General features: G+C 46.9%; 15 protein-coding genes. 3 read left to right on the top strand and 12 right to left on the bottom strand.

The window, feature by feature from the left end:
• Positions 1-32: 32 nt before the first annotated feature.
• Positions 33-2,201, bottom strand: a complete 2,169-nt coding sequence (gene nirB / locus ACX9NY_RS19100; protein ID WP_342571915.1) for a nitrite reductase large subunit NirB — start codon at positions 2,199-2,201, stop codon at positions 33-35.
• A 425-nt stretch (positions 2,202-2,626) separates the two neighbouring features.
• On the opposite strand from nirB, the gene ACX9NY_RS19105 reads away from it, so the two are divergent.
• A complete protein-coding gene (locus ACX9NY_RS19105; RefSeq protein WP_339261308.1) occupies positions 2,627-3,856 on the top strand; it encodes a nitrate/nitrite transporter in 1,230 nt (409 codons plus the stop codon).
• 123 nt (positions 3,857-3,979) lie between these two features.
• On the opposite strand, the gene fabF is transcribed toward ACX9NY_RS19105, so the two are convergent.
• Positions 3,980-5,218, bottom strand: coding sequence for a beta-ketoacyl-ACP synthase II (gene fabF / locus ACX9NY_RS19110; protein WP_339239747.1), 1,239 nt, complete (start codon positions 5,216-5,218; stop codon positions 3,980-3,982).
• 139 nt (positions 5,219-5,357) lie between these two features.
• On the opposite strand from fabF, the gene ACX9NY_RS19115 reads away from it, so the two are divergent.
• Together ACX9NY_RS19115 and ACX9NY_RS19120 are read left to right on the top strand one after the other, a co-directional pair.
• Positions 5,358-6,221 carry a helix-turn-helix transcriptional regulator gene (locus ACX9NY_RS19115; protein ID WP_339239744.1) on the top strand — a complete coding sequence of 288 codons (864 nt, stop codon included), beginning with the start codon at positions 5,358-5,360 and terminating at the stop codon, positions 6,219-6,221.
• A 135-nt stretch (positions 6,222-6,356) separates the two neighbouring features.
• Positions 6,357-7,031 (top strand): response regulator transcription factor, encoded by a 675-nt coding sequence (locus ACX9NY_RS19120; protein WP_339239740.1) that lies wholly within the window; start codon positions 6,357-6,359, stop codon positions 7,029-7,031.
• Positions 7,032-7,052: 21 nt separating this feature from the next.
• On the opposite strand, the gene ACX9NY_RS19125 is transcribed toward ACX9NY_RS19120, so the two are convergent.
• The 10 genes from ACX9NY_RS19125 to ACX9NY_RS19170 all read right to left on the bottom strand — a co-directional run bounded on the left by ACX9NY_RS19125 (position 7,053) and on the right by ACX9NY_RS19170 (position 21,204).
• Positions 7,053-10,277 carry a hybrid sensor histidine kinase/response regulator gene (locus ACX9NY_RS19125; protein ID WP_472474452.1) on the bottom strand — a complete coding sequence of 1,075 codons (3,225 nt, stop codon included), beginning with the start codon at positions 10,275-10,277 and terminating at the stop codon, positions 7,053-7,055.
• Between the two features lie 194 nt (positions 10,278-10,471).
• Positions 10,472-10,777 (bottom strand): PAS domain-containing protein, encoded by a 306-nt coding sequence (locus ACX9NY_RS19130; protein ID WP_339239734.1) that lies wholly within the window; start codon positions 10,775-10,777, stop codon positions 10,472-10,474.
• 71 nt (positions 10,778-10,848) lie between these two features.
• Complete coding sequence (locus ACX9NY_RS19135; RefSeq protein ID WP_472474454.1) at positions 10,849-12,846, bottom strand: methyl-accepting chemotaxis protein; 1,998 nt, start codon at positions 12,844-12,846, stop codon at positions 10,849-10,851.
• A 487-nt stretch (positions 12,847-13,333) separates the two neighbouring features.
• Positions 13,334-14,191: a MetQ/NlpA family ABC transporter substrate-binding protein gene (locus ACX9NY_RS19140; RefSeq protein WP_445252657.1), complete on the bottom strand. Its 858-nt coding sequence runs from the start codon at positions 14,189-14,191 to the stop codon at positions 13,334-13,336.
• Positions 14,192-14,256: 65 nt separating this feature from the next.
• Positions 14,257-14,928: a methionine ABC transporter permease gene (locus ACX9NY_RS19145; RefSeq protein ID WP_339239730.1), complete on the bottom strand. Its 672-nt coding sequence runs from the start codon at positions 14,926-14,928 to the stop codon at positions 14,257-14,259.
• Positions 14,925-15,734: a methionine ABC transporter ATP-binding protein gene (locus ACX9NY_RS19150; protein WP_472474456.1), complete on the bottom strand. Its 810-nt coding sequence runs from the start codon at positions 15,732-15,734 to the stop codon at positions 14,925-14,927. The genes ACX9NY_RS19145 and ACX9NY_RS19150 overlap by 4 nt, the downstream gene beginning before the upstream one ends.
• A 131-nt stretch (positions 15,735-15,865) precedes the next feature.
• On the bottom strand, positions 15,866-18,169 hold the full coding sequence (locus tag ACX9NY_RS19155; RefSeq protein ID WP_472474458.1) for an outer membrane protein assembly factor BamB family protein: 2,304 nt from the start codon (positions 18,167-18,169) through the stop codon (positions 15,866-15,868).
• A gap of 100 nt (positions 18,170-18,269) precedes the next feature.
• Entirely contained in the window at positions 18,270-19,064 is a 795-nt protein-coding gene (locus tag ACX9NY_RS19160) for an energy-coupling factor transporter transmembrane component T family protein (RefSeq protein WP_339258954.1), read from the bottom strand.
• Positions 19,039-20,613, bottom strand: a complete 1,575-nt coding sequence (locus tag ACX9NY_RS19165) for an ABC transporter ATP-binding protein (protein WP_472474460.1) — start codon at positions 20,611-20,613, stop codon at positions 19,039-19,041. The genes ACX9NY_RS19160 and ACX9NY_RS19165 overlap by 26 nt, the downstream gene beginning before the upstream one ends.
• Entirely contained in the window at positions 20,614-21,204 is a 591-nt protein-coding gene (locus ACX9NY_RS19170) for an ECF transporter S component (RefSeq protein ID WP_472474462.1), read from the bottom strand. It abuts the gene before it with no gap.
• Positions 21,205-21,313 lie beyond the last annotated feature (109 nt).

Raw genomic sequence — 21,313 nt, forward strand, 5'->3', positions numbered from 1 at the left:
TCCCTGCCTTTCAGCTGTAATACTGATCCGTTTCAGACGGTGCCCTGCACCGCGGGAGATTCAAGAAATTGCTTCATCGGGGATGCTGAAGCCACATCCCGCTCATAATGATGAATCGCAACAAGTTCCTTCTGTAGTTGGTCATCCAGCAGCGTTTCCCGAATCGACATGAATCCCAATCGTTCCGTCCATGCCCATAACGGCTCATCATACCAAGCGGTTTGGCGATACCATTGAAGGCAGGCTGATGCAAGCATAGCCGCTTGCATCTCTGTCTCAGCCACCCCAAGCAACTCACCTTCCTTCACCGGATGCTCTGCATGACCACCTGCATAGATCTCCCATCCAGCTGGTGAAGCCAGCAAACCAATATCCTGAACCAGTGCGCTCACTAATGACCCCGGCCCTGGTGCAACCCCTATATTCACGGATGACGGCATCACTGCACCGATCCAACTGGCACGAAGCTGGGCAGCCAACCTACTGACATCTCTGGCATAGGATGACGACGGGATATGATTATCCCAGCGCACCTGAACCTCGGAGTGACCTTCGAACTCTGGAGCAACTTTCGTTTCAATGGATACTTGCAAGTAATAGTGGATCACTGGACGACATACAGCACAGCCAAGCTTCGAACCCCAACCCAACTTCTGCAAGATCAAAGGTAGATCTGTATTCGGAACAACGATGTCAGCCAGCATTTCCTTCAGTTCTGCATGCCCAAGCGCCGTACAACTGCATACAGACATTGGAGCAGGTTTATCTGGTGTGGCTTCCACTCCAGTACCCCCGTTATTTTTCAGGTTATGCGTATGTTTCAACAGTGCAGCCACCATCGGGCGACAGCCACCACATGAACCAGAAGCCTTCGTCTGTTCCTTCACCTGATCTGCCGTCTCGAGGCCCTGTTCCTGAATCGCCTTCATAATGGCAGCCTTGGTCACATTGTTACAGGCACATACGGTCTCCTGAACTGGTAATGCCGCAGCAGCCATCTCAGCCGGGTCTGGGGCCCCTTCACGCGGAGCCAATTCCGCTACATCCGCACCTCGTTGCACCAGTCCAAGCAAAGCCGTTCCTTCCGCTGTATCTCCAAATAAAATGGCGCCACGCACTTTGCCAGCCTGCATCAGTACCTTTTTGTATGTGCCTTGAATGCCATCCAGATGTTGAATTGCAGTCTGTACACCTTCACCACTAATCTCGCCGGCTGAGAAAACATCAACTCCCGATACCTTCAACTGTGAGTAGGGAATCGATCCTTTGTATTCATGCGTTTCCTGTCCACAGAGCGTACGTGCGAGCACCTTCCCCTGTTCGTATAAGGGGGCCACCAGACCATAACTGATTCCCCGATGTTCGGCACATTCCCCAACTGCGTATATATCCGGTACATTGGTGCGCATATAGTCATCTACCACAATTGCCCGATTTGTGGCAATTCCACTTCGTCTGGCGAGATCCACATTTGGCCGAATGCCTACAGCGACAATGATAACCTGAGCTTCAAGCTTGGAACCATCTGTGAACAGCAACCCCTGCGCCTGTGATCGTCCGGTAATTTTCTGCGTGTTTTTGGACAAAAGAAAGGACATACCCTGGTCTTCAAGTTGCTTCTGAAGCATCGCAGCTGCTTTTTGATCCAACTGTCGGTTCATAATGTAAGGTGCATTATGAATCACCACAGCTTCCATCCCCAGATGCAGCAACCCACGTGCAGCCTCCAGTCCAAGTAATCCACCCCCAATAACGGCGGCCTTGCGAAATTCTCTGGAATAGTCGGACATACGCATACAATCATCAATGGTTCGGAAGGACATGACCCGCTCTTTATCCACTCCTGGAATCGGTGGAATAAACGGTGAAGACCCTGTCGCCAGAATCAAGACATCATATGTTTCTCTTAGGCCGGATTCAGTCTCTATATATTTCCCTCGGGTATCAATTCGGTGTACCGTCTCACCTGTGCATAGCCGGATTTGATGCTCGGCATACCAGCCCCAGTCATTGATTATGATATCCTGTAGCGAATGCTCCCCCTGCAATACTTTTGATAACATGATCCGATTGTAATTGGGACGGGGTTCATTGCCGTAGATTACAATCTCATACGTATCAGGCTCCAGTGCGATGATCTCTTCAACACACTTCATTCCTGCCATGCCATTCCCGATAATCACCAGTTTGCTTCTGCTCATGGGCTGCCCCCTATCTCTCTCACCTGAAAATAAACAGAAAAATCCCTTCTCCATCATTCGGAAAAGGGCACCGTTGCCTCCGGAATCCACACGCCATTGTGTGGATTCATATTAGATTCAGATTAAGGGAATCCAAATACAATGTCAATATAATTAACATAAAAACCACGAAACACGATCAAAAAAAGAATTAATTAAAATTACGTGTAATTTTTGTTGACATGACCATTTTCTCTTGCTTATAATTTGAATCAAAATCACAGTGCTGTGATCAACTCAGATGCGGGAACACAATGACGTGTACCGCCTGTCGGCAACGGGGCCGCAAATCGTTCTGATCTGGACGAATTGCGGCCTTTTTCTGCCTCAACAAGCACATAGACAAATTACGAAGATCTTAATTGGATGAGGAGCGATGATGGATGATGGAGAGCAAAAGTTTTTGGAAAAGCGGGCATAAGCCCACCCTGTTCGGGGCATTTATGTACTTTGACATCAGTTTTATGATATGGGGGATGCTGGGTCCACTCGCAGTTGTCATCGCATTGGACTATCCGATGACTCCATTGGAAAAGGCCAATCTGGTCGCATTGCCTATTCTTGGCGGCTCCATCCTGCGACTTGTACTCGGCTTCATGTCTGATTATATCGGTCCGAAACTAACCGCACAGATCGGGATGCTCGTCACTCTGGTTCCCTTATTACTCGGCTGGTTATGGGTTGACTCCTTAAGCCAGCTTTACGTGGTGGCACTCTTGCTGGGTGTGGCTGGTGCCTCCTTTGCTGCTGCGTTGCCGCTGGCGGGCCAATGGTATGGCAAAGAGCACCAGGGTCTTGCCATGGGTATCGCCGGGGCGGGTAACAGCGGAACCGTACTCGCGACGTTGTTTGCCAATCGCTTGGCTACGCATTTTGGCAGCTGGGAAGTTGTGTTCGGACTTGCTATTATCCCGATTGCTCTCGTATTTATTCTCTTTTCTCTCTTTGCCAAGAATAGTCCTAACCGGCCTGAGCCCAAAAAATTGTCCCAATATGGAAGTCTGCTTAAACAAAAAGATGCTTGGGTGTTCTGTGCCTTCTATTGTGTAACCTTTGGCGGCTTCGTTGGATTATGTAACTATCTAACCATCTTCTTCAACACCCAGTATGGACTTTCACCTGTTCGAGCCGCAGATATTACCACCTTCTGTGTCATTGCAGGCAGCTTCTTCCGGCCTGTAGGGGGTTATCTGGCAGACAAAATTGGTGGAACCCGCATGCTGACTTTCCTTTATACAGGAGCCTGCGTCATGTTGATTGGAGTATCCTTCATGCCACCACTTCCTGTTGTAGTGGTCATGCTGTTCCTCGGTATGATGTGTTTGGGAGCTGGAAATGGATCCGTGTTCCAACTGGTTCCGCAACGCTTCGGTAACGAGATTGGCCTGATGACAGGCATTGTAGGCGCGGCTGGCGGGTTGGGCGGATACGCACTGCCGCTGATTCTCGGTCAACTGTATAGCAGCTACCAATCCTACACTCCAGGCTTCGTCATTCTTAGCCTGATTGCTGCAGCTTCCCTGTTCCTTGTTCTCTTCATGCAATCCCGCTGGCGTGTAAGCTGGTTGAGTCGGGGCAGCAAAGGCTTAGCGGAATCAACGCCTCTCTCTTCGTAAGGCATGCAAACACTTGCCTGTTAATAGGGTTCCGTGATACGAATGATTCGCGTATAACCAAAGGAACAGCGTGGCCTCACCAGGCTGCGCTGTTCCTTTGGTTATTTCAGCTGTTCTTTTAGCTTAAGAAGAATATTTTTGAAGAACAATCACCGCATTATGACCGCCAAAACCAAAGGAATTGGACATTCCAATCCGCAAATCTGCTCTTCTTGCCTCATTGGGTACATAGTCCAGATCACATTCAGGGTCACTCTGCTCCTGATTGATGGTTGGAGGAATGATGCCATGACGCAGGCTTTGAATAAGTGAGATCGCCTCCGCACCACCAGCTGCACCAAGCATATGTCCTGTCATGGACTTATTCGCTGTGACCGGAACATCATAGGCAGCTTCCCCGAAAAGTTGCTTAATCGCTCTCGTCTCAGAGAGATCGCCCGCCTCCGTACTGGTGGCATGAGCATTAATTACATCGATGTCTTCAGGTTCAATCTGAGCTTCTTTAAGCGCTGCTTTCATTGCCAGATATGCCCCCCGTCCTTCCGGGTGGGTTGCTACCATATGATATGCATCTGAACTGGCACCATATCCAATTACTTCGGCAAGAATATTTGCCCCTCGTTCCAGTGCATGAGATAGTGACTCAACAACCAGAATCCCAGCGCCCTCCGCCATGACAAAACCGTCTCTCCCCGCATCAAATGGACGGCTTGCTGCATGGAACGCTTCATTTCTTGTTGACAACGCTGTCGCATTACCGAAGCTTGCCAGTGACACTTCAGTTACAGCGGCTTCTGTCCCGCCAGCAATAATGACATCGGCTCCACCATGACGAATAAGACGGAAAGCCTCTCCAATGGCTGTATTGCCAATGGAACAAGCGGTTACTGGCGACAATGTCGGCCCCCAGCAACCAAACCTCATACTAACCATAGCTGCAGCCATATTGGATATCATCATAGGTACGAGTGTTGGACTGACTCTCGCAGGTCCCCGATCAGACAGGACCTTGCCTTGTTCCATCAATGTCTGAATTCCGCCTATTCCTGAACCAATATATACACCTACCCGTTCGCGATCCAGTTCGTCCATCACAAGACCCGATTGGGATACTGCCTGGTCCGCAGCAGCAACAGCGAATTGAACGAAGCGGTCCATACGCCTTGCTTCCTTGCGTCCAAATTGCTCTTCACCATCAAAATCACGGACCACACCAGCGATTCTGGTTTTATAGGAAGCTGTATCAAAATGTTCTATTGTTGATATTCCTGATCTACCCTCAATTAATCCATTCCAGAATGTATGTACATCATTTCCCAAAGGAGAGATGACTCCCATACCTGTAATGACGACTCGTTCCATATCCATCCTCCTTCAGCGCTGTTATCTTCCTTCATTCTTACGCTATGCCACTAATAGTGCACTTTTGAATATCCTATTACAAGTTGTCAATTATAATAGTATAATGACTACCATGATAACGAGGACGGAAGGTGATGGATTGAACTACGATGTCAGGTTACAGGCATTGTCTACTTTTCTAAAAACACAGCGTTCCAAAATTTCTCCCGAATCTGTCGGTTTACCCACTGGAAGCCGGCGCAGAACGCCTGGTTTGAGGAGAGAAGAGGTTTCCCAACTGGCAGGTGTAAGTACAACATGGTATACCTGGCTTGAACAAGGTCGGGATATTCAGGTATCCCATTCGGTTTTGGACAACATCGCTTCAGCACTAAGACTTACTGCGGATGAGCGAAAATATCTGTTTTCACTTGCCATGGAACATCACTCCGAACTGCCGACACTGGAAGAAGAACCTGTTCAACTTCACCCTTCCTTGCAGAAAATTTTGCAAGAGCTTCATCACTGCCCTACCGTGATCTCGGATCGGCGTTGTTACATTGTTGGCTGGAATGATGCAGCCCGGCATGTTTTTATGGATTTTGAACAGATTGCCCCCGAACAGCGGAATATGATCAGTCTGTTATTTGATCGAAAGGAGTTTCGCAGGCTCGCGGTGAACTGGGAGGATTTTGTTAGCGGATTTCTGGCGATATTTCGTGCTTATTATGGTCAGTATGTTGATGATGAATGGTATAATTTATTTTTGGACGACATGATGAACAGACATCACGATTTTCACACCCTTTGGAAACAAAGCAGCGTCAGCAGCGCCCCGGACGTATTAATCGAATTCAGGCACTCCAAAGCAGGCAAAATGTTGTTTGATCTGACTTCGTTGCAGGTTCAGGGTAGTTCCGATCTGCGTTGCAGTGTCTACACCCCTGCACCAGAGACAGCCACCGAGCGCAAACTGATGCGCCTGATCGAGCGTGAAGCTCATCCACATTTGGGCGAGCAATAAACCAGATTCTCTCACCTTCTTGGAGTCATGTTAGAGTCTTGACATCCTCATGCAGCCTGTTTTAAATATCAGGTATATTAAGTTAATCCATGGATCTTAATCCTTCTACAAGAAGGGGGTTCAGAAAGGAATATCATGACGAAAGTGCTTATCATAGAGGACGACAACATGTTAGGCGATACATTATCCTTGTATTTACAAGGTGAAGGGTATGATGTTACCCGTGTCGATAACGCAAGAGATGGTCTTCTACAGCTTCAAGCGCGGCCTGATATCCTGCTTCTTGACTTGCTGCTCCCTGATTCGGGTAATAAGAATCCTTGTTCTCTCATGCGCCAACATACGGCAATCCCCATCATTGTCATCTCTTCGTTAACCGAAGTATCCGAACGTATTCGATCATTAACAGATGGGGCTGATGACTATGTATGTAAACCTTTCAGCATGCAGGAACTGAAAGCACGTATTGAGGCTGTATTGCGTCGTTACGCCATATTGAACAGCTCTATTGTCACTGAACAGGAAACTGGAATATCTCTCGATCTGGCGCGAAGAACCGTTCTGTTAAATAACCAGCGAGTGGAGATGACATTTTCCGAATTTGAGATCATGAAGCTGTTTATCCTCAATCCTGGCAAGGTCTACAGCCGGTATGCCCTGATTGAAGCCATTCGTGGTATTGATGCCGGCATTAATGATCGCACCATCGATGTGCACATTACCAAGCTTCGCAAAAAAATCGAGAACAATCCGAAAAACCCCCAATACATTCAAACCATCTGGGGGGTCGGATATAAGTTTACTCCTTAAAATAATATAACTTTATTCAGGTCACCATGGCAGAGACCCGGTAATTTTATCAATTTCCTGTTGCACCTTCTCTAATACCGAGTTCAGTGCCTTTTCTTCGAGTAACGGATCGGATAAGAGCAGCTCCAGCTGGAGAACCGCACACATCAGGTCCACTGCATGCAGATTCGCAGCTACGCCTCGAAGAGAATGAACATTACGGATTACTTCAGTAATCTGCTGTTGCTGAAGCTGTGCCGCCAGCTTTTGCTGAAACGAACCATACTCCGTCCTGAATTTCGTAAGCGCATATTGCAGAATATGCGGCTTGCCGTCCATCTGTCTAATGGCCTTATCTGAATCGATTCCATTGATATCTCTTATGCCTTTTAGATCAATCCATATGTCCAACATATCTGCGATCTGTTGTTCCTGTATGGGCTTAGTCAGGATTGCATTCATGCCCGCTTCAAGATATAGCTCATCGTCCCTTTTTAAAGCATTCGCTGTAAGCGCGATAATGGGTGTACGGTCATATTTCCTCATCTTGCGAATGTGCCTTGCTGCATCAATACCATTCATATCTGGCATTAAGAGATCCATCAGAATCAGTTCCCATGTTTGTTCGTGCAATTTCTCCAAAACCTCTGTGCCACTGTCTGCTACCGTCACCTTGAATCCGATATGCTCCAGCATGGCCCGAATGGCCAATTGATTGATTTCATGATCTTCAGCTATCAGAATGTGGCCTTTCAGGTTACGCGAATGGAACTCGTCGCCTTCGCTCATCCGCTTGTCCTCTAATGGCCCTTCACCCTGAAGTGCAAGTAACACTTCGAACAATCCCAGACGTGTAATCGGTTTGATCATCATGAGATCCGGGCGAAAGGATCTCTCCTCACTCCACAGGGCATTTTCACTAAAGGCATGGGTATAACCCACCATCTGAAATTTGGTTCGATTCAATCGCTTCATCAGGTTGTTCCAAGGTAAACGATGGTGTGCGTGTGCTGCATCCATATTTATCATCAATAATATTGAACTTATCCCCTCTGCCTTTGGTATACACCAATCACTTTCCATCATATGGTTCAACGAAGGATACAGCTTCGGCTTCATCCCGAATGAGTGGAGGATCTGCTTCAAATTCGCACCCATTCGTTCATCTTCCTCAACGATCACCACATCATCCGCGTAATATAGAAGAGGGTATGTTTGCAGAAAGGAACTTTCTTCTTCCGATTCTGCCAGTTCAAATATCAAGTCGAATGAGAACAGACTGTACTCTCCCAGAACACTATCCACCTGCAAACTTCCTCCCAAGGAGGTCACCAGAAGGTAACAGATGACCAGCCCAAGACCAGAACCACCATATGTTCGATACGTTGAAGGTTCCGCTTGAGTAAACGGGACAAAAAGCCGTTCCAATTGTTCGGGTGAGATTCCGATTCCCGTGTCCTCTACCTCAAAACGGACCTGAACTTGCTCCGCCTCCAATGAAAGCACCTCTGCCTGCAACGTCACATATCCATGCTCCGTAAATTTAATTGCATTGCTCAGCAGATTCAATAACACCTGTTCAAGTCGGAAGGGATCACCAATCACCGTTAACGGCAGATCGGGATCGGTTGTAAAGATCACTTCGATATCTTTGTGCCCGATGGCCACACCGACCTGATCTGCCACACGTTTGATCACATCCTCCGGTGAAAAAGAAACCTTCTCCAAAATCAGCTTGCCTGCCTCAATTTTCGAAAAATCAAGAATATCATTTACGAGGGCAAGCAAGGTTTGGGAGGACGCATTAATTTTACTCAAATAATCCTTCTGTTGTGGAGATAGATCTGTTCGTTGAAGCAACAACGAAAAGCTGATAATGCCGCTCAGTGGGGTACGAATCTCGTGGCTCATGAATGCGAGAAACTCACTCTTCGCCTGACTTGCTTTGTCAGCCTTAACACGTCTATAGTGATCCGAAATGTCACGAATGACTGCCTTAATTTTCTCACTTGAGTTTAGTCCTTTGACAGGATACAGGTGAACCCGAACATGCTGCTCATGAGCTTCTCCAATGATGAAACTTAATTCCGTATCCTGGGCTATATTGTGATGCAAGGCTTTTTGGAAAATGAACAACCAGTTATCCAACTGCTCAATGAACAATAATTCTTCAAGCTGACGACCAAGCACTTCCTGCCTGCTGAGACCGAGCACATCCAGAAATTTCTGATTAACCGACACAATACACCTGTTGCTGTCCATACCGACGAACCAGTCTGCCGACACGCGCTCAAGTGTTCGATATCGCTCTTCACTTTCTTGAATCCTTCGTTTAACTGCTCTGTGTTCCGTGATATCGAGTCCATATCCCACGACATATTTCACAACCCCCTCTTCTCGAAGAGGGCGAATTTTCACCAGGGAATAGAACCCTTCATGCTCAATCTCGTAAAAAAAAGATTCCCCTTCCCAGGCCCGGTTAAACTGCTTTCGCAGAAATTCTACCTTTTCCTGAGGTAAAATGTTCAATGTACCCAGCTTGTAGTCTTGCTTCAGACTATTCATATCCAAGCCCAGTCGAGAGAGCATCTCCCCTTCAAGCAGAAGGTACTCAAATTTCCCATTCTGTTTATGGATTTTAAACGTAAAACCCGGCTGCATCCGAAGCATCTCCAGCATTTCCTGATCCCTTTGAATGACCAATCTCCTATATCGATGATTTTGGTTCAGATAGTACAGGAATAATATAACGAAGAGCATGCAGATACCTTGAAAAAGGAGAATCTGTCCCAACATTAGCAGAGAAGGAGAATATATCTTTAGTACGAAAAACTCATACACAGTTATCAGCAGCAACGCTCCAGACAACCACTTTTGCATAAATCCCTTAACATACTGAAAGATCAGGCATACGGCTACAACAAATAACAACTCTGCCAACGCATACTGCCAGTTCTCCAACAAAGGATTACGCCCCATATTAATGCGAAAAATCCACATGAATGCAAAAGTAACAAAGGCAGAGCCAGTTCCACCAAAATAAGCGGCGAGCAGATATACACTGGCCCGGAAATTCAACAATGTTCCATCCTCAAGCACAATAGAGAAATAATAGAGCGCCGTACCCAACATGCTCAGTGTAATACCAATAATGATCCGAGTCGTGATGGATGTAGAACGGGTAGCATTGGTTTGGTTCAGATAGTGATGAGTCAGGAAAACAAAGATCAAAATTAGCGTGAAATTTAACACAAGATCGCGTAGCAAATGGTCACCGTCCACATTACGACTTCAGGATTTCATGCATTCAATGAATGTTGCCAGATTCACGTTCGCAGTCCCCCGGTACACAAATCATAGTATGCCAGGCTCCCTTATTCAATTGACGATATTGACCTTTTTTTTGAAAATAATTCCCACTTTCAGCTAACATACCCTTATCACAAAACAACGATTTTTTTTCATGAAAATTCATCATTAAAAATACTGATATAAAAGAGAGAATCGTTCAAATAAACCGATGTAATCGTAACTTGAGCTTCCCAAAATTCCTGATCTACCTTCATCAGTTTGGCTACGCCGGACCAGGTCTGATTTCCTCTCCAGTGCGTATCCATTAGCAATCGGGCAGGCTGACCTATGGTGCTTTCCCGTGAGAATCCTGTTTTGGTTACATAAACGGAATTCACATCTAGAATCACACCCTCCTCATCTGTAATCATGACCGCATCCGTTAGCAGCAAGAAGGCTTTGAGTTCTGGTTGCATGGCTGTCCACTCCCTCTGATGAAACATCATGTGATGCTGTCCCTGTGTGATATTCGTATCTACGATCCCGATTAATACTTAAACTGTCTAATCAGGTGCTGCAGCTCTTCCGCCATGGTAGACAAGCCACGAGCAGAGGCAGAAATCTGCTCCATCGCTGCCAGCTGCTCCTCTGAGGAAGCGGCCACTTCTTCAGAAGTTGCAGCGTTGCCTGACGCAATGCCAGCCAACTCATTGGATACAGCAGATACTTCCTGTACACCTGCTGTAATCTCTTGTGACGTAGCTGCAATCTCTTCAATCTGAGGTGTCGTTTCACGCATGCTATCCAGAATGCGTTCAAACTTTCGAATCGCTTCTGTAGAGATCTCCATGCCCTCTCCCACCTCTGAAGTTACCTTCTCCATCATGCGAACGGAAGCAGCCATATCTTCCTGTACCGCCGTAGTCAGCACGGTAATTTCATTGACAGACTGCCCGGATTGTTCTGCCAACTTGCGAACCTCTGCTGCTACAACGGCGAATCCATTGCCATGTGTACCTGCACGAGCAGCTTCGATGGATGCGTTCAGTGCGAGCAGGTTTGTCTGTTTGGCGATGTTTCCGATTAACTCCGTGATCGCTGAAATTTGGTGTGATCGTTCATATAACGCCTGAATCAATTGATTTGTCTGTTCTACCGTCTCTTGAATCGATTGCATCTGACTCACCGTCTGTTTGACGGTGTTGCCGCCTTCTTCCGCTTGTACGGTTGTATGTTTAGCCAAATCAGCAACATGTATGGAACGTTCGGCGATCCTTGTAATGCCAATCGTGATTTCATTCATGGCCTGATGGTTATGTTCAATTCCCTGGGTCTGTTTCTCTGCGCCACTCGCAATTTCCTGAATAGCTCGTGCTACTTGCTCACTGGCTGCACTGGTTGATTCCGCACTCTGAGTCATTTCATCCGATGAGATAACGACCTGACTGGCGCTGTTCTCCACATTTTGGATTAATACACGCAGGTTGCTCTGCATTTTGCCAAATGCATCACTCAGTTCACCAATCTCATCATTACTTGTACTTGTAATCGTCTGGGTTAGATCTCCTTCACTCACCTGAATCGCCTGAACCTTCAACTGACGAATCGGTTTAACAATCGATCGCATCACCAGCCAGATGATCATAATTCCGATGACGAGAAAAGAAACAATTACCATAATCGTTCGATTCAAAATGGGCGCAGCAGCATCCTCTACTTCAGAGGAGAACATGGTGCCAGCGACCTTCCATCCCGTGGATGCATTCGTAGCGTAATACATGACCTTATCCATCTGATCAAAGGTATATCTAAAGTTACCGGATTCGTTCGTATACACTTGTGTCCAAAAATCTTCTGTTGCATCTGTTCCAGGTTGCATTGTCGGATGATAGATATACTTTTCACTGGCATCCAGCAGAATCAGATGCCCTTGCTCTCCAACTTTAATTCCGCTAACCAATTGGCTAATGTCCGACAGATCGAGATCCAGCTGGACCACACCGGATTGGTCTTCCAATGCCTTTGCAATCGTAATGGTGATCTCTTTTGTCTCAGCAGATATATAGGGATCTGTAACAATCACCTGCTGTGGAGTTCCCATGGCTTCCGTGTACCATGGTCTGGTTCGCGGATCATAATCTTCAGGCATCTCCGCATCAGAGGACATGAGATACACACCTGCCTCTGTGCCCACACCTATGGTGATGATGTCTGTGTTCTGCGCAGCATACCCCTTCAATTCGTTCACAACCCGAACCTCGGCATCTTCCTGTCTTAATTGCTCTGCAAGTGTTTTCGCATAGTATTCAATATGATTCCGTTTGGCATTGATTGAGAGATCAATCGTCGCACTGGCAAGGTTCACGTTTTCCATCGCACTATGTAAAATTTGCTTCTCTACTTCACCTTTGGCACTGTTATACGATAAGATTCCAATACTTAACGAAGGAATGGCCAGGAAAGCAATAAAGGACACCACCAGCTTTGTCTTAAAGCTCTTATGTATCTTGTTGAACCAGGTCGGTTTGCTATTGTTTTGGGACAAATTTCTCTACCTCTTCCAGATTAATTTTACAACCTTCCAATCGCTGTTATCCCCCAGATTTTTTTAATTCCCCTTTTTTAGGGAAAATCCGGTGATAGCTTATGCTTCCGATGCAGCTTTCTTTCAGAAAGCTTTTAGGTGACCGCTTCGCTTTTTCAGTTTTTTCTGTCCTCTCCGTTTTCGTGTAAATGATTAATACAACTTATATAGCTCTCATAGAGTGTAAACCATCTTTCTAAAAACTAGGTCTCCATTTTTGTAAAAGACATTTTTCACGCTCAAAAAGACAATAAAATCTCTTAATTTATAATCCTAAAGAACTATTTTCAAACAAATTATACAAAAAAACTATTAAATAAAATGTTCCGGGGATATGACCTAATTGTTAACTTTCTAAATACTTGTTAATAAGCACGTGAGGACAAAAAAAAGATCCAAGCGTTATCGCTTAGATCTTAAGACTATTCACGTTGTTCTCACGTATTCTCTATTTAAATGCCGGGATAGCGATATCTGCATATTTCTCTTCGAAGAAGGCTTTGACCTCCGGGCCCGCCATACGTTTAGCCAGCTTCTGGATCGCTTCGGAGTCCTTATTATCTTCACGGGCAACCAGAGTGATGGCAAAATGGGAATCATCCTTCTCGGTTAACAGTGCATCCTTTTTCGGTGTAAGACCGAGCGGACTGGCATAAGCAGGTGTCATGGCTACCAGATCAGCGTCATCCATCATGCGTGCAAGCATCAGCAAGTCCACTTCCTCAAACTTGAAGTTCTTCGTATTCTCGGTGATATCTGCCTGTGTAGCGTTAAAACCTACGCCTTCTTTCAGCTTAATCAATCCGTTCTGCTCCAGCATCACAAGAGAGCGACCAATGTTGGAAGGATCGTTCGCAATGGCGATCGTTGCACCTTCTGGCAATTCCTCAATCGTTTTGTACTTTTTGGAGTAGCCGCCGTAGATGGCATTATAGATGGGCTGCACGGGCACCAGGTTCGCATTGTTTGCTTCATTATATTGATTCATGTAAGGCACGTGTTGGAAGAAGTTTGCATCTACTTCCTTGTTCGCGAGTGCTGTATTCGGTTGAACGTTATCCGACAATACAACAACTTCCAGATTGACGCCATCTTCCTTCAAGAGTGGTTTAACAATATCCAGTACGTCTGTCATTGGCGGAATCAATGTGGCCACTTTCAGCGTAACTTCTTGTGCAGCTTGTGTATCTTCTTTCGTTCCTTCAGCCGCAGGTGTTTCTTCTTTTTTGCCACAAGCAGCTACGACAAGCATGACTGCAAGCAACATAAGCATCATTTTTGCTTTCATTGTATGTCTACCCCTCATCATATAATCTGTATTGGTCTTCCTTGTTACTGCACTTTCTTCAATCATGTACCGTGTCACTACGCTCAGGATCTGCGATCCAGCCAGCGGGACAATCTGCTGCCTGTGAATTGGATCATCTGTACCAGGATAATCATAATGATGATCGTAAATACCATGATCTCCGTTTCGAAGCGCTGATAACCGTAGCGAATGGCAAAATCTCCAACCCCGCCGCCACCTACAATGCCCATCACCGTCGAGTAGGAGATAAAGCTAATCGTAGCTGTGGTGAGTCCCAGTACAAGGCCAGATCTTGCCTCCACATACAGGAATTTCACCACGAGCTGCATCGTCGATGCCCCCATGGATGATGCAGCTTCAACCACGCCCTTCGGTACATCCAGCAACGCTTGTTCCACGAGTCTGGCATAGTAGGCAATCGCAATGACCGAGAGTGGAACGGTTGCCGCCAGTGTACCGATCGACGTTCCAACGACGATTCGTGTGAATGGAATCATGAAGACAACCAGCAGTAAGAATGGAAACGAACGAATGATGTTGACGATACTGCCGAGTACAAAAGACAACGTTTGATTCTGATACCGTTGTCCTCTCCTGAATAAGTACAGAAGTGTACCCAGAGGTAACCCGATCAGAACAGCCGCTGCAATGGAAATGCCTACCATGACAAAAGTCTCTCCGATCGCTTGCCATATCTCATGCTGATACTTCAGTACAGATTCAGGTAACCTCATGACTTGTCCCCCTGTTCTGTCTGACGGAACAAAGACGAACCTGCCATCCCATATTCATCACCCGCAAGCAAGGAGGTCAGCAGATCCGGCTGCGGAGCGGGAATACTGCTCACTTCCGCTTCAGTCAATGTTCGTACGAGTCGCCCATCCTTCATGACGGATACCCTGTGACATAGTCTACGAGCCACTTCCATCTCATGCGTCACGACGACAATGGTCACGCCCAGCGTTTCATTGATATGACGTAGCACATCCAGTATGCCATTCGTAGTCTGTGGATCAAGCGAAGAGGTCGGTTCATCACAGAGAAGCACATCCGGACGAATGGCGAGTGCGCGTGCAATCGCCACACGTTGCTTCTGTCCTCCGCTAAGCTGAGCAGGATATTGACCCGCTTTGTCTTCCAGTCCAACAAACCTAAGCACCTCAAGTCCACGCTCGACTCGCTGTGTACGGGACATCCCGGCTAGTTCCAGCGGCATACAGACATTGCCACTCACCGTCCGATTACTGACCAGATTGAAGTGCTGAAAGATCATGCCAATGGACCTTCGTGCCAGACGCAAAGTGCGCTCATTCATCTGGGTCAGGTGCTGCCCATTCACAACAACCTCACCCTCATCCGGCTTTTCCAGACCATTGAGCATCCGCAGAAGCGTGGATTTGCCTGCGCCACTCGAACCGATGATGCCGTGAATTTCGCCTTGTCCCACTTCGAGCGACACCGAGCTTAACGCTTCGAATCCCTGATCTGCACGGGAACCGCGCTCGTTATAACGTTTGCTTACACCATATAATGAGATCATGGAGAGTCCTCCCGTGAATGATCATGCATGGTTCTTCAAGAACACATGAAGAAAGCCCGCACAGCCGATAACCGGAGCGCGAGCAATCCTGTTCATTTATAATAAATCAACATCCCTGATGAGACAAGCTTTTAAGGTGAGATTGCCTCCTGAAGGCGGCTGGCTTCATACACGCGAAAACGTCCGTTGGACGAACCCACATACACTTCATTGCCGATCCGGTTGATCGTTCCGTTCTTCGCATCCCGGTCGCGATGCTCCGGGTTTCCCATCGCCACGTCATGTACACGACCTAACAAGGCTCCATTGTTTTTATTCAATACCAACCAATTCTCATCCATGGGCAGCAGCAACTGATCATCAATGACCAGATAGCTCCCCTGATTCGTGGGATACCTGAGAGTGGCAATCGTATCTTTGGCATTCCAACGCGTCTCCCCCGTATCATAATTCAAAGCCGCGGGGTAACCATTTTTAATTACATATAACTGATCATCTTCCACCAGTCCTCGTTCAATTTTGCCATTGAGCGTCCACCGTGTTTGGCCTGTCTTGGCATCGTACAGGGTGGTTGTAAAATCTTCATACTCTCCGTAATGATCGCCGTTTTGATTCTCACGGATCAACAGCATGCCATCATTCAGCTCCTCCAATCTCTGTCCTACCCGAGCAGGAAATTGGGCAAGCTTTTTCCCCGTGTTCAGATCAAGCAGCAGCCACTGATTATCTAACGATAGCCATCTTCCAGCATTCCTGGTTACAAAGGGATCCAGACGTTCAATTCCATCAAAATATGGATCATTCCCAAGTTGTTCTATGGTAGATCGCTTGGCCTTCAAGCTCCATACGGTTCGCCCTGATTGCGGATCGGCTGCAGTCAGCTTATTCTTTTCCCAATACAACACATAAGGGTCATCTGCACTCTTGTTCAATAATTCATAACCTTTCGCGAGTTTTCGCGTCCACAATGTTTTTCCGTTTGCACTATCCAGTACCGTCAACCAACTGTTGCTTGAGCTCTCAACAACCGGGCTATCCACGACCACAACGTTTTTCGCAGCGGTGATGCCATTTAGTCTAAAATTTTGCTTAGGGGTGTACGTCCATGCGACCTTCCCGCTCTTCAAGTTCAGATGACGAATACGATCCACGTATTTTTTCTTGTCAGGGTCATAATCATTGTAGATTGTAACGTATTGGCGTGCTGTATCCACCTCAGCCTGCTGTCTTCCAAAACCCCCATTGATCCTCCATAATTTCTGGCCCGTATGACGGTCAAGGGCATATATGGAACCTTCGTAGTAGCCCCCGCTAAATCCACCGTCATCCCCCTTCATCAGGAGTACATCATCCGTCGCTGCTTGTAAAAAAGTGTAGTTAATATCCCCCTGGTTAGTCCAGACCGGTTTCCAAGGGATTGTCTTCGGCAGCGTTGTGCCGTACATTTTTGTCGTAAACCCATATTCATCCGCCCGACTGATATTCCAATCAGAAAAGACAGTATTTCGATCATGCTGTGGTAGATTCCAGCGAGTTCTGACCAGCTTGCCATTCTTGTTGAATGTGACCAAAAATTGTCCATCTTGCCGCTCATATCTCCAGGTCTGTCCAATACTCATTGCATACCCCGTATCATTTAGATTGCTTGAACCCTCTCTCCAATCGGGCTCGCCTAACCACTCGGCCACTTGTTTGGAGGTGGTTGCCATGTTCAGCTTAATATCCGTCAAATGACGAATAACCGAAGTCGGTAGCGATATATTCTGTTGGAACCAACCATCAGCCACATTATTCCTCTGCTCTAGAGCCTCTGCCTTGATCCAGAAGAGTCCTGGCCGATACGTGGAGGATTCTTTACTCCAGGTTCGTGGAGCAATGGAGACGCCATACCATCCTTTCCACTTTGCAACAATAACAGCTTTACTTGTTAGCGCTTTCTCAAAAGTCCAGGTTGTAGCACTGTCTGGAGCCAGATACAGCTTGCTGCCCGATTGGATCTTGAGACTTTGCGGAGCTGTTTCCGTCATGCTTCTGCTCTCCTTCAATGCATACCAACTTGGCAACCAGAAGTCTCCATGATCGGATGACTTAAGCTGCAACCACTCGCCTCGAACCGATGCCAACCTATACTTCTCGTTTTTTGTAGTATAGTATTCAATCTTCATTTGGTCAGGAGCCACACTGCTGTCCCTCCTGTTTTGAAACAGGGGAATATCATTCATGAGCGTAACGGAGTCTCCTTGTTTGTAGGCCAACTTTGTTGATAAGGCTTGGGGACTTGCTCCCAAAGCTTGGGGCGTTGTAACCGAAGCTTGTCCTCCAAGCACTACCTTTTGTGAATCAAGCATCATCCATCCCGTCAACAGTACAGCTGATAATCCAGTCATGGTAATCCACTTGTACCCCATTCCCTGCCAGTCAGGACCCGTCTTCACTCTCGTTCATCCCCATCCATTAGAAGTTATTTCCATATAGACGTTGTGCGCAGGAAAAAGTTACCGTTTACCTCAATATATTTCTCTCTATCTCCCAGTATTACCTTACATCTACCATCGTAGCATGATAAGGAAAGGTAATCCCGATGTAATAAGCAGCTGTTAAGGTGAGGATATAATAAAATACAAACCACAGATCAGCTCGGGAATAGCCCATCTGAATGTAATACGTTCGGCTCGCCCCATCCGTGAATCCCTTCGCTTCCATCGCTACCGCCATTCGCTGTGCACGACGAATGCTCTGTGCCAGCAGAGGAATAGCATAACGCTTGAGTGTACCATACACGTTCCAGTGCGAACCGCGCTGCCTTGTTCCACGAATACGAATAGCGTAACGGAGCGTCTGGAATTCATCCAGCAAAATGGGGATCATGCGCATCGCGGCCAGAAAGCTATAGGCATATTTTGCAGGAAGCTTCCACTGCTGCATCAGGGAATAAAATAGCCGTACTGGCTTGGTCGTAAGACCAAAGAGTAACCCAGCCGCGGCCATAGTCAGCGAGCGAAAACCCAAGTGTAGACCGCGATAGAAGCTCTCTTCGGTGATGTGAATCAGCCCCCACTTATACCAAGTGGTCTCTCCCTTGCCAAACATCATCATGCCCGCAGACGTAGAGATAAACACCAGAATGAATGGTGATGCGTACAGAATCAATCTGTACCACGGATGGCCTGTCCAGCACAGTAATAACATCATTACCACCGCAACATTGGCCATTACATTCAGATTGTGAATAAGGATAACGATGACAAACATCAGTGTCAGAATAATCATCTTCAACCCCGGATTAACGGAATGAAGCCAGGTTTCACGATGAGGAAACGACAGTTGCATCACTTAACCTCCCCTCATCCACCGACCAGATTCGGGTGCAATATCTTTTTACAATTTCACGATCATGGGTAACCATAACGATAGCTGTTCCTTCACGCCGCAATTGCTCCAGTTGTGCCAACATGGCGAAGGTATTACGGGCATCCTGTCCAAAAGTAGGTTCATCCAGCAACAGAATTCGCTGCTCTCTGACCAATGCGGACGCCACACTCAAACGTCGTTTCTGCCCCATCGATAATTGATAGGGGTGGCGCTCGGACAAGTCGATTAGTCCAAATTGATTCAGCATATGATGAGTCCTGGCATGTCTTTCTTCCGTTGTAAGCCTGCCCCCCAGCAGTGAGAATTCCACTTCTTCCGCGACGGTGTTGGTTACAAATTGAAACTCCGGGTTCTGAAAGACAAACGCAATCTGATCTGCAAGCTGTTCCGTTTTGCCAGAAGGCTGACCGTGCACCTCATAATGACCTGTTGTTTTCAGAATATTCATCAGAGATAACAACAATGAACTCTTGCCAGCTCCATTGGCCCCGACAATACCAATCCAATCTCCGTGCCATACCTTGGCCTGTTCCACCTGAATGAAAGGTGTTTTTCCACGCCATCCAGTGAACTGCTGCAAGTCCAGTGCAGGCTGATCGGCTGACGATACAGGCGATAAGGATGATACATGAGATACGGAGAAAATCTCCGTTGCATCAGATAAGCCAGACGACTGCTGTGCTTCCAAGGTTGAGATCCCCTGATTCTCACACGCTTGAAGCTCTCCATAAGTTCCCTCTTCTTCTTTTGTTACCCTCTCCTGCTCATGCTCTTCCCACACGCCTGGATACCAGATTCCATAATCCCTCAACTTGCTCCGTTCATCCGTGAATACCTGCTGTGCTGGCCCATCCGCCACAATCTTTCCTTCAGGTGATAAGACAATGATGCGGTCGACCATATCTACAATCTCGTTTATTTTGTGTTCAACGATGATGATCGTTTTATCACTGGCGATCCGTTTGACGGTATCCCACACCTGGGAAGTCCCCTCATCATCTAACAGTGCCGTGGGTTCATCCAAAAACAATACCTCCGGGTCCATGGCAAGCATCGAGGCAATCGCAAGACGTTGCTTCATCCCCTGAGACATGGACTGGATCAATACACGGTTCTGTTCCAAGGATAACCCCACTTGTTTCAGATAATATTTAATCAGAGCAGGCATCTCTTCACGCGGAATACTTCGGTTTTCCAGAACAAATGCGATCTCTTCATCCGTAAAGGACATGCAGAACTGGGTATCCGGATCTTGAAAGACCACTCCTGCTTTGACGGGAACCTGAATATCATCACATTTCATCGGAATTTCAACCGAACGAGGTATCAGACCGCTCAAGATTTGTAATAACGTCGATTTACCGGAGCCACTTGGTCCAAGCAGCAGCACTTTCTCCCCTTGACGCACAGAAAGAGACAAGCCTTGAAATACCAAGGCTTTCTCTCCCGGGAACTTGCATCTTAGATTCGTCACACTTACCGCCTGCGAATTCCCCTCTCCGCTCATCTAATCCAACGCCTCATAATCCTGTTTGGATACCGGTCTGAGTGAACGTGTTACACCAGTCAGTTCCAAAGCTTTGGCGAGATAATAAGCAAACACTCCTGCAATCAGGATGCTTCCGATGAAGCGGAAACCGATGAATAACGTATAATTCCAGGCCGAGAGTGAATCGATATAGCCATACTGATAATCCAGCAAAAGCGAGGCCGCTGCGGCTCCAATGGCTGCAAGACAAGTGACAAACAGATTGGTTTTACGATACAGGAATGCTGCGAAGAAGATCTCGGCTCCCAATCCTTGCAACAGACCATACACCAGTGTGGACATGCCCCATTCACTGCCCAGAAAAGCACTTACCGTTGAAGCCGCAACCTCGGCCAAGATAGCCACGCCTGGTTTACGAATGATGACAAATGCAAACGTGCCCGCCATAAACCACATGCCGTAGATCATCTGCTCCGCATGAACGCCGAATGGTTTCATCAAGTCATACGTAGGTCCCCATATCTTGTAAATCACCCCAAACACCACTGCGATTACGATGGTTACCAGAATATCCGTTAATTTCAATCGTTTGTTGCCTGTTGTTGCCATGTTCTCTACGTCCTTCCTTTGTCCCCTGTGGGGTTGTAAAAGTGTGTGTTCAAAAAGACTGGTTGAACAACCTCTAAAAATAAACAAAAAAAGCCTCCCCGGTTCCGGG

The organism is Paenibacillus sp. CB74, assembly GCF_055687625.1.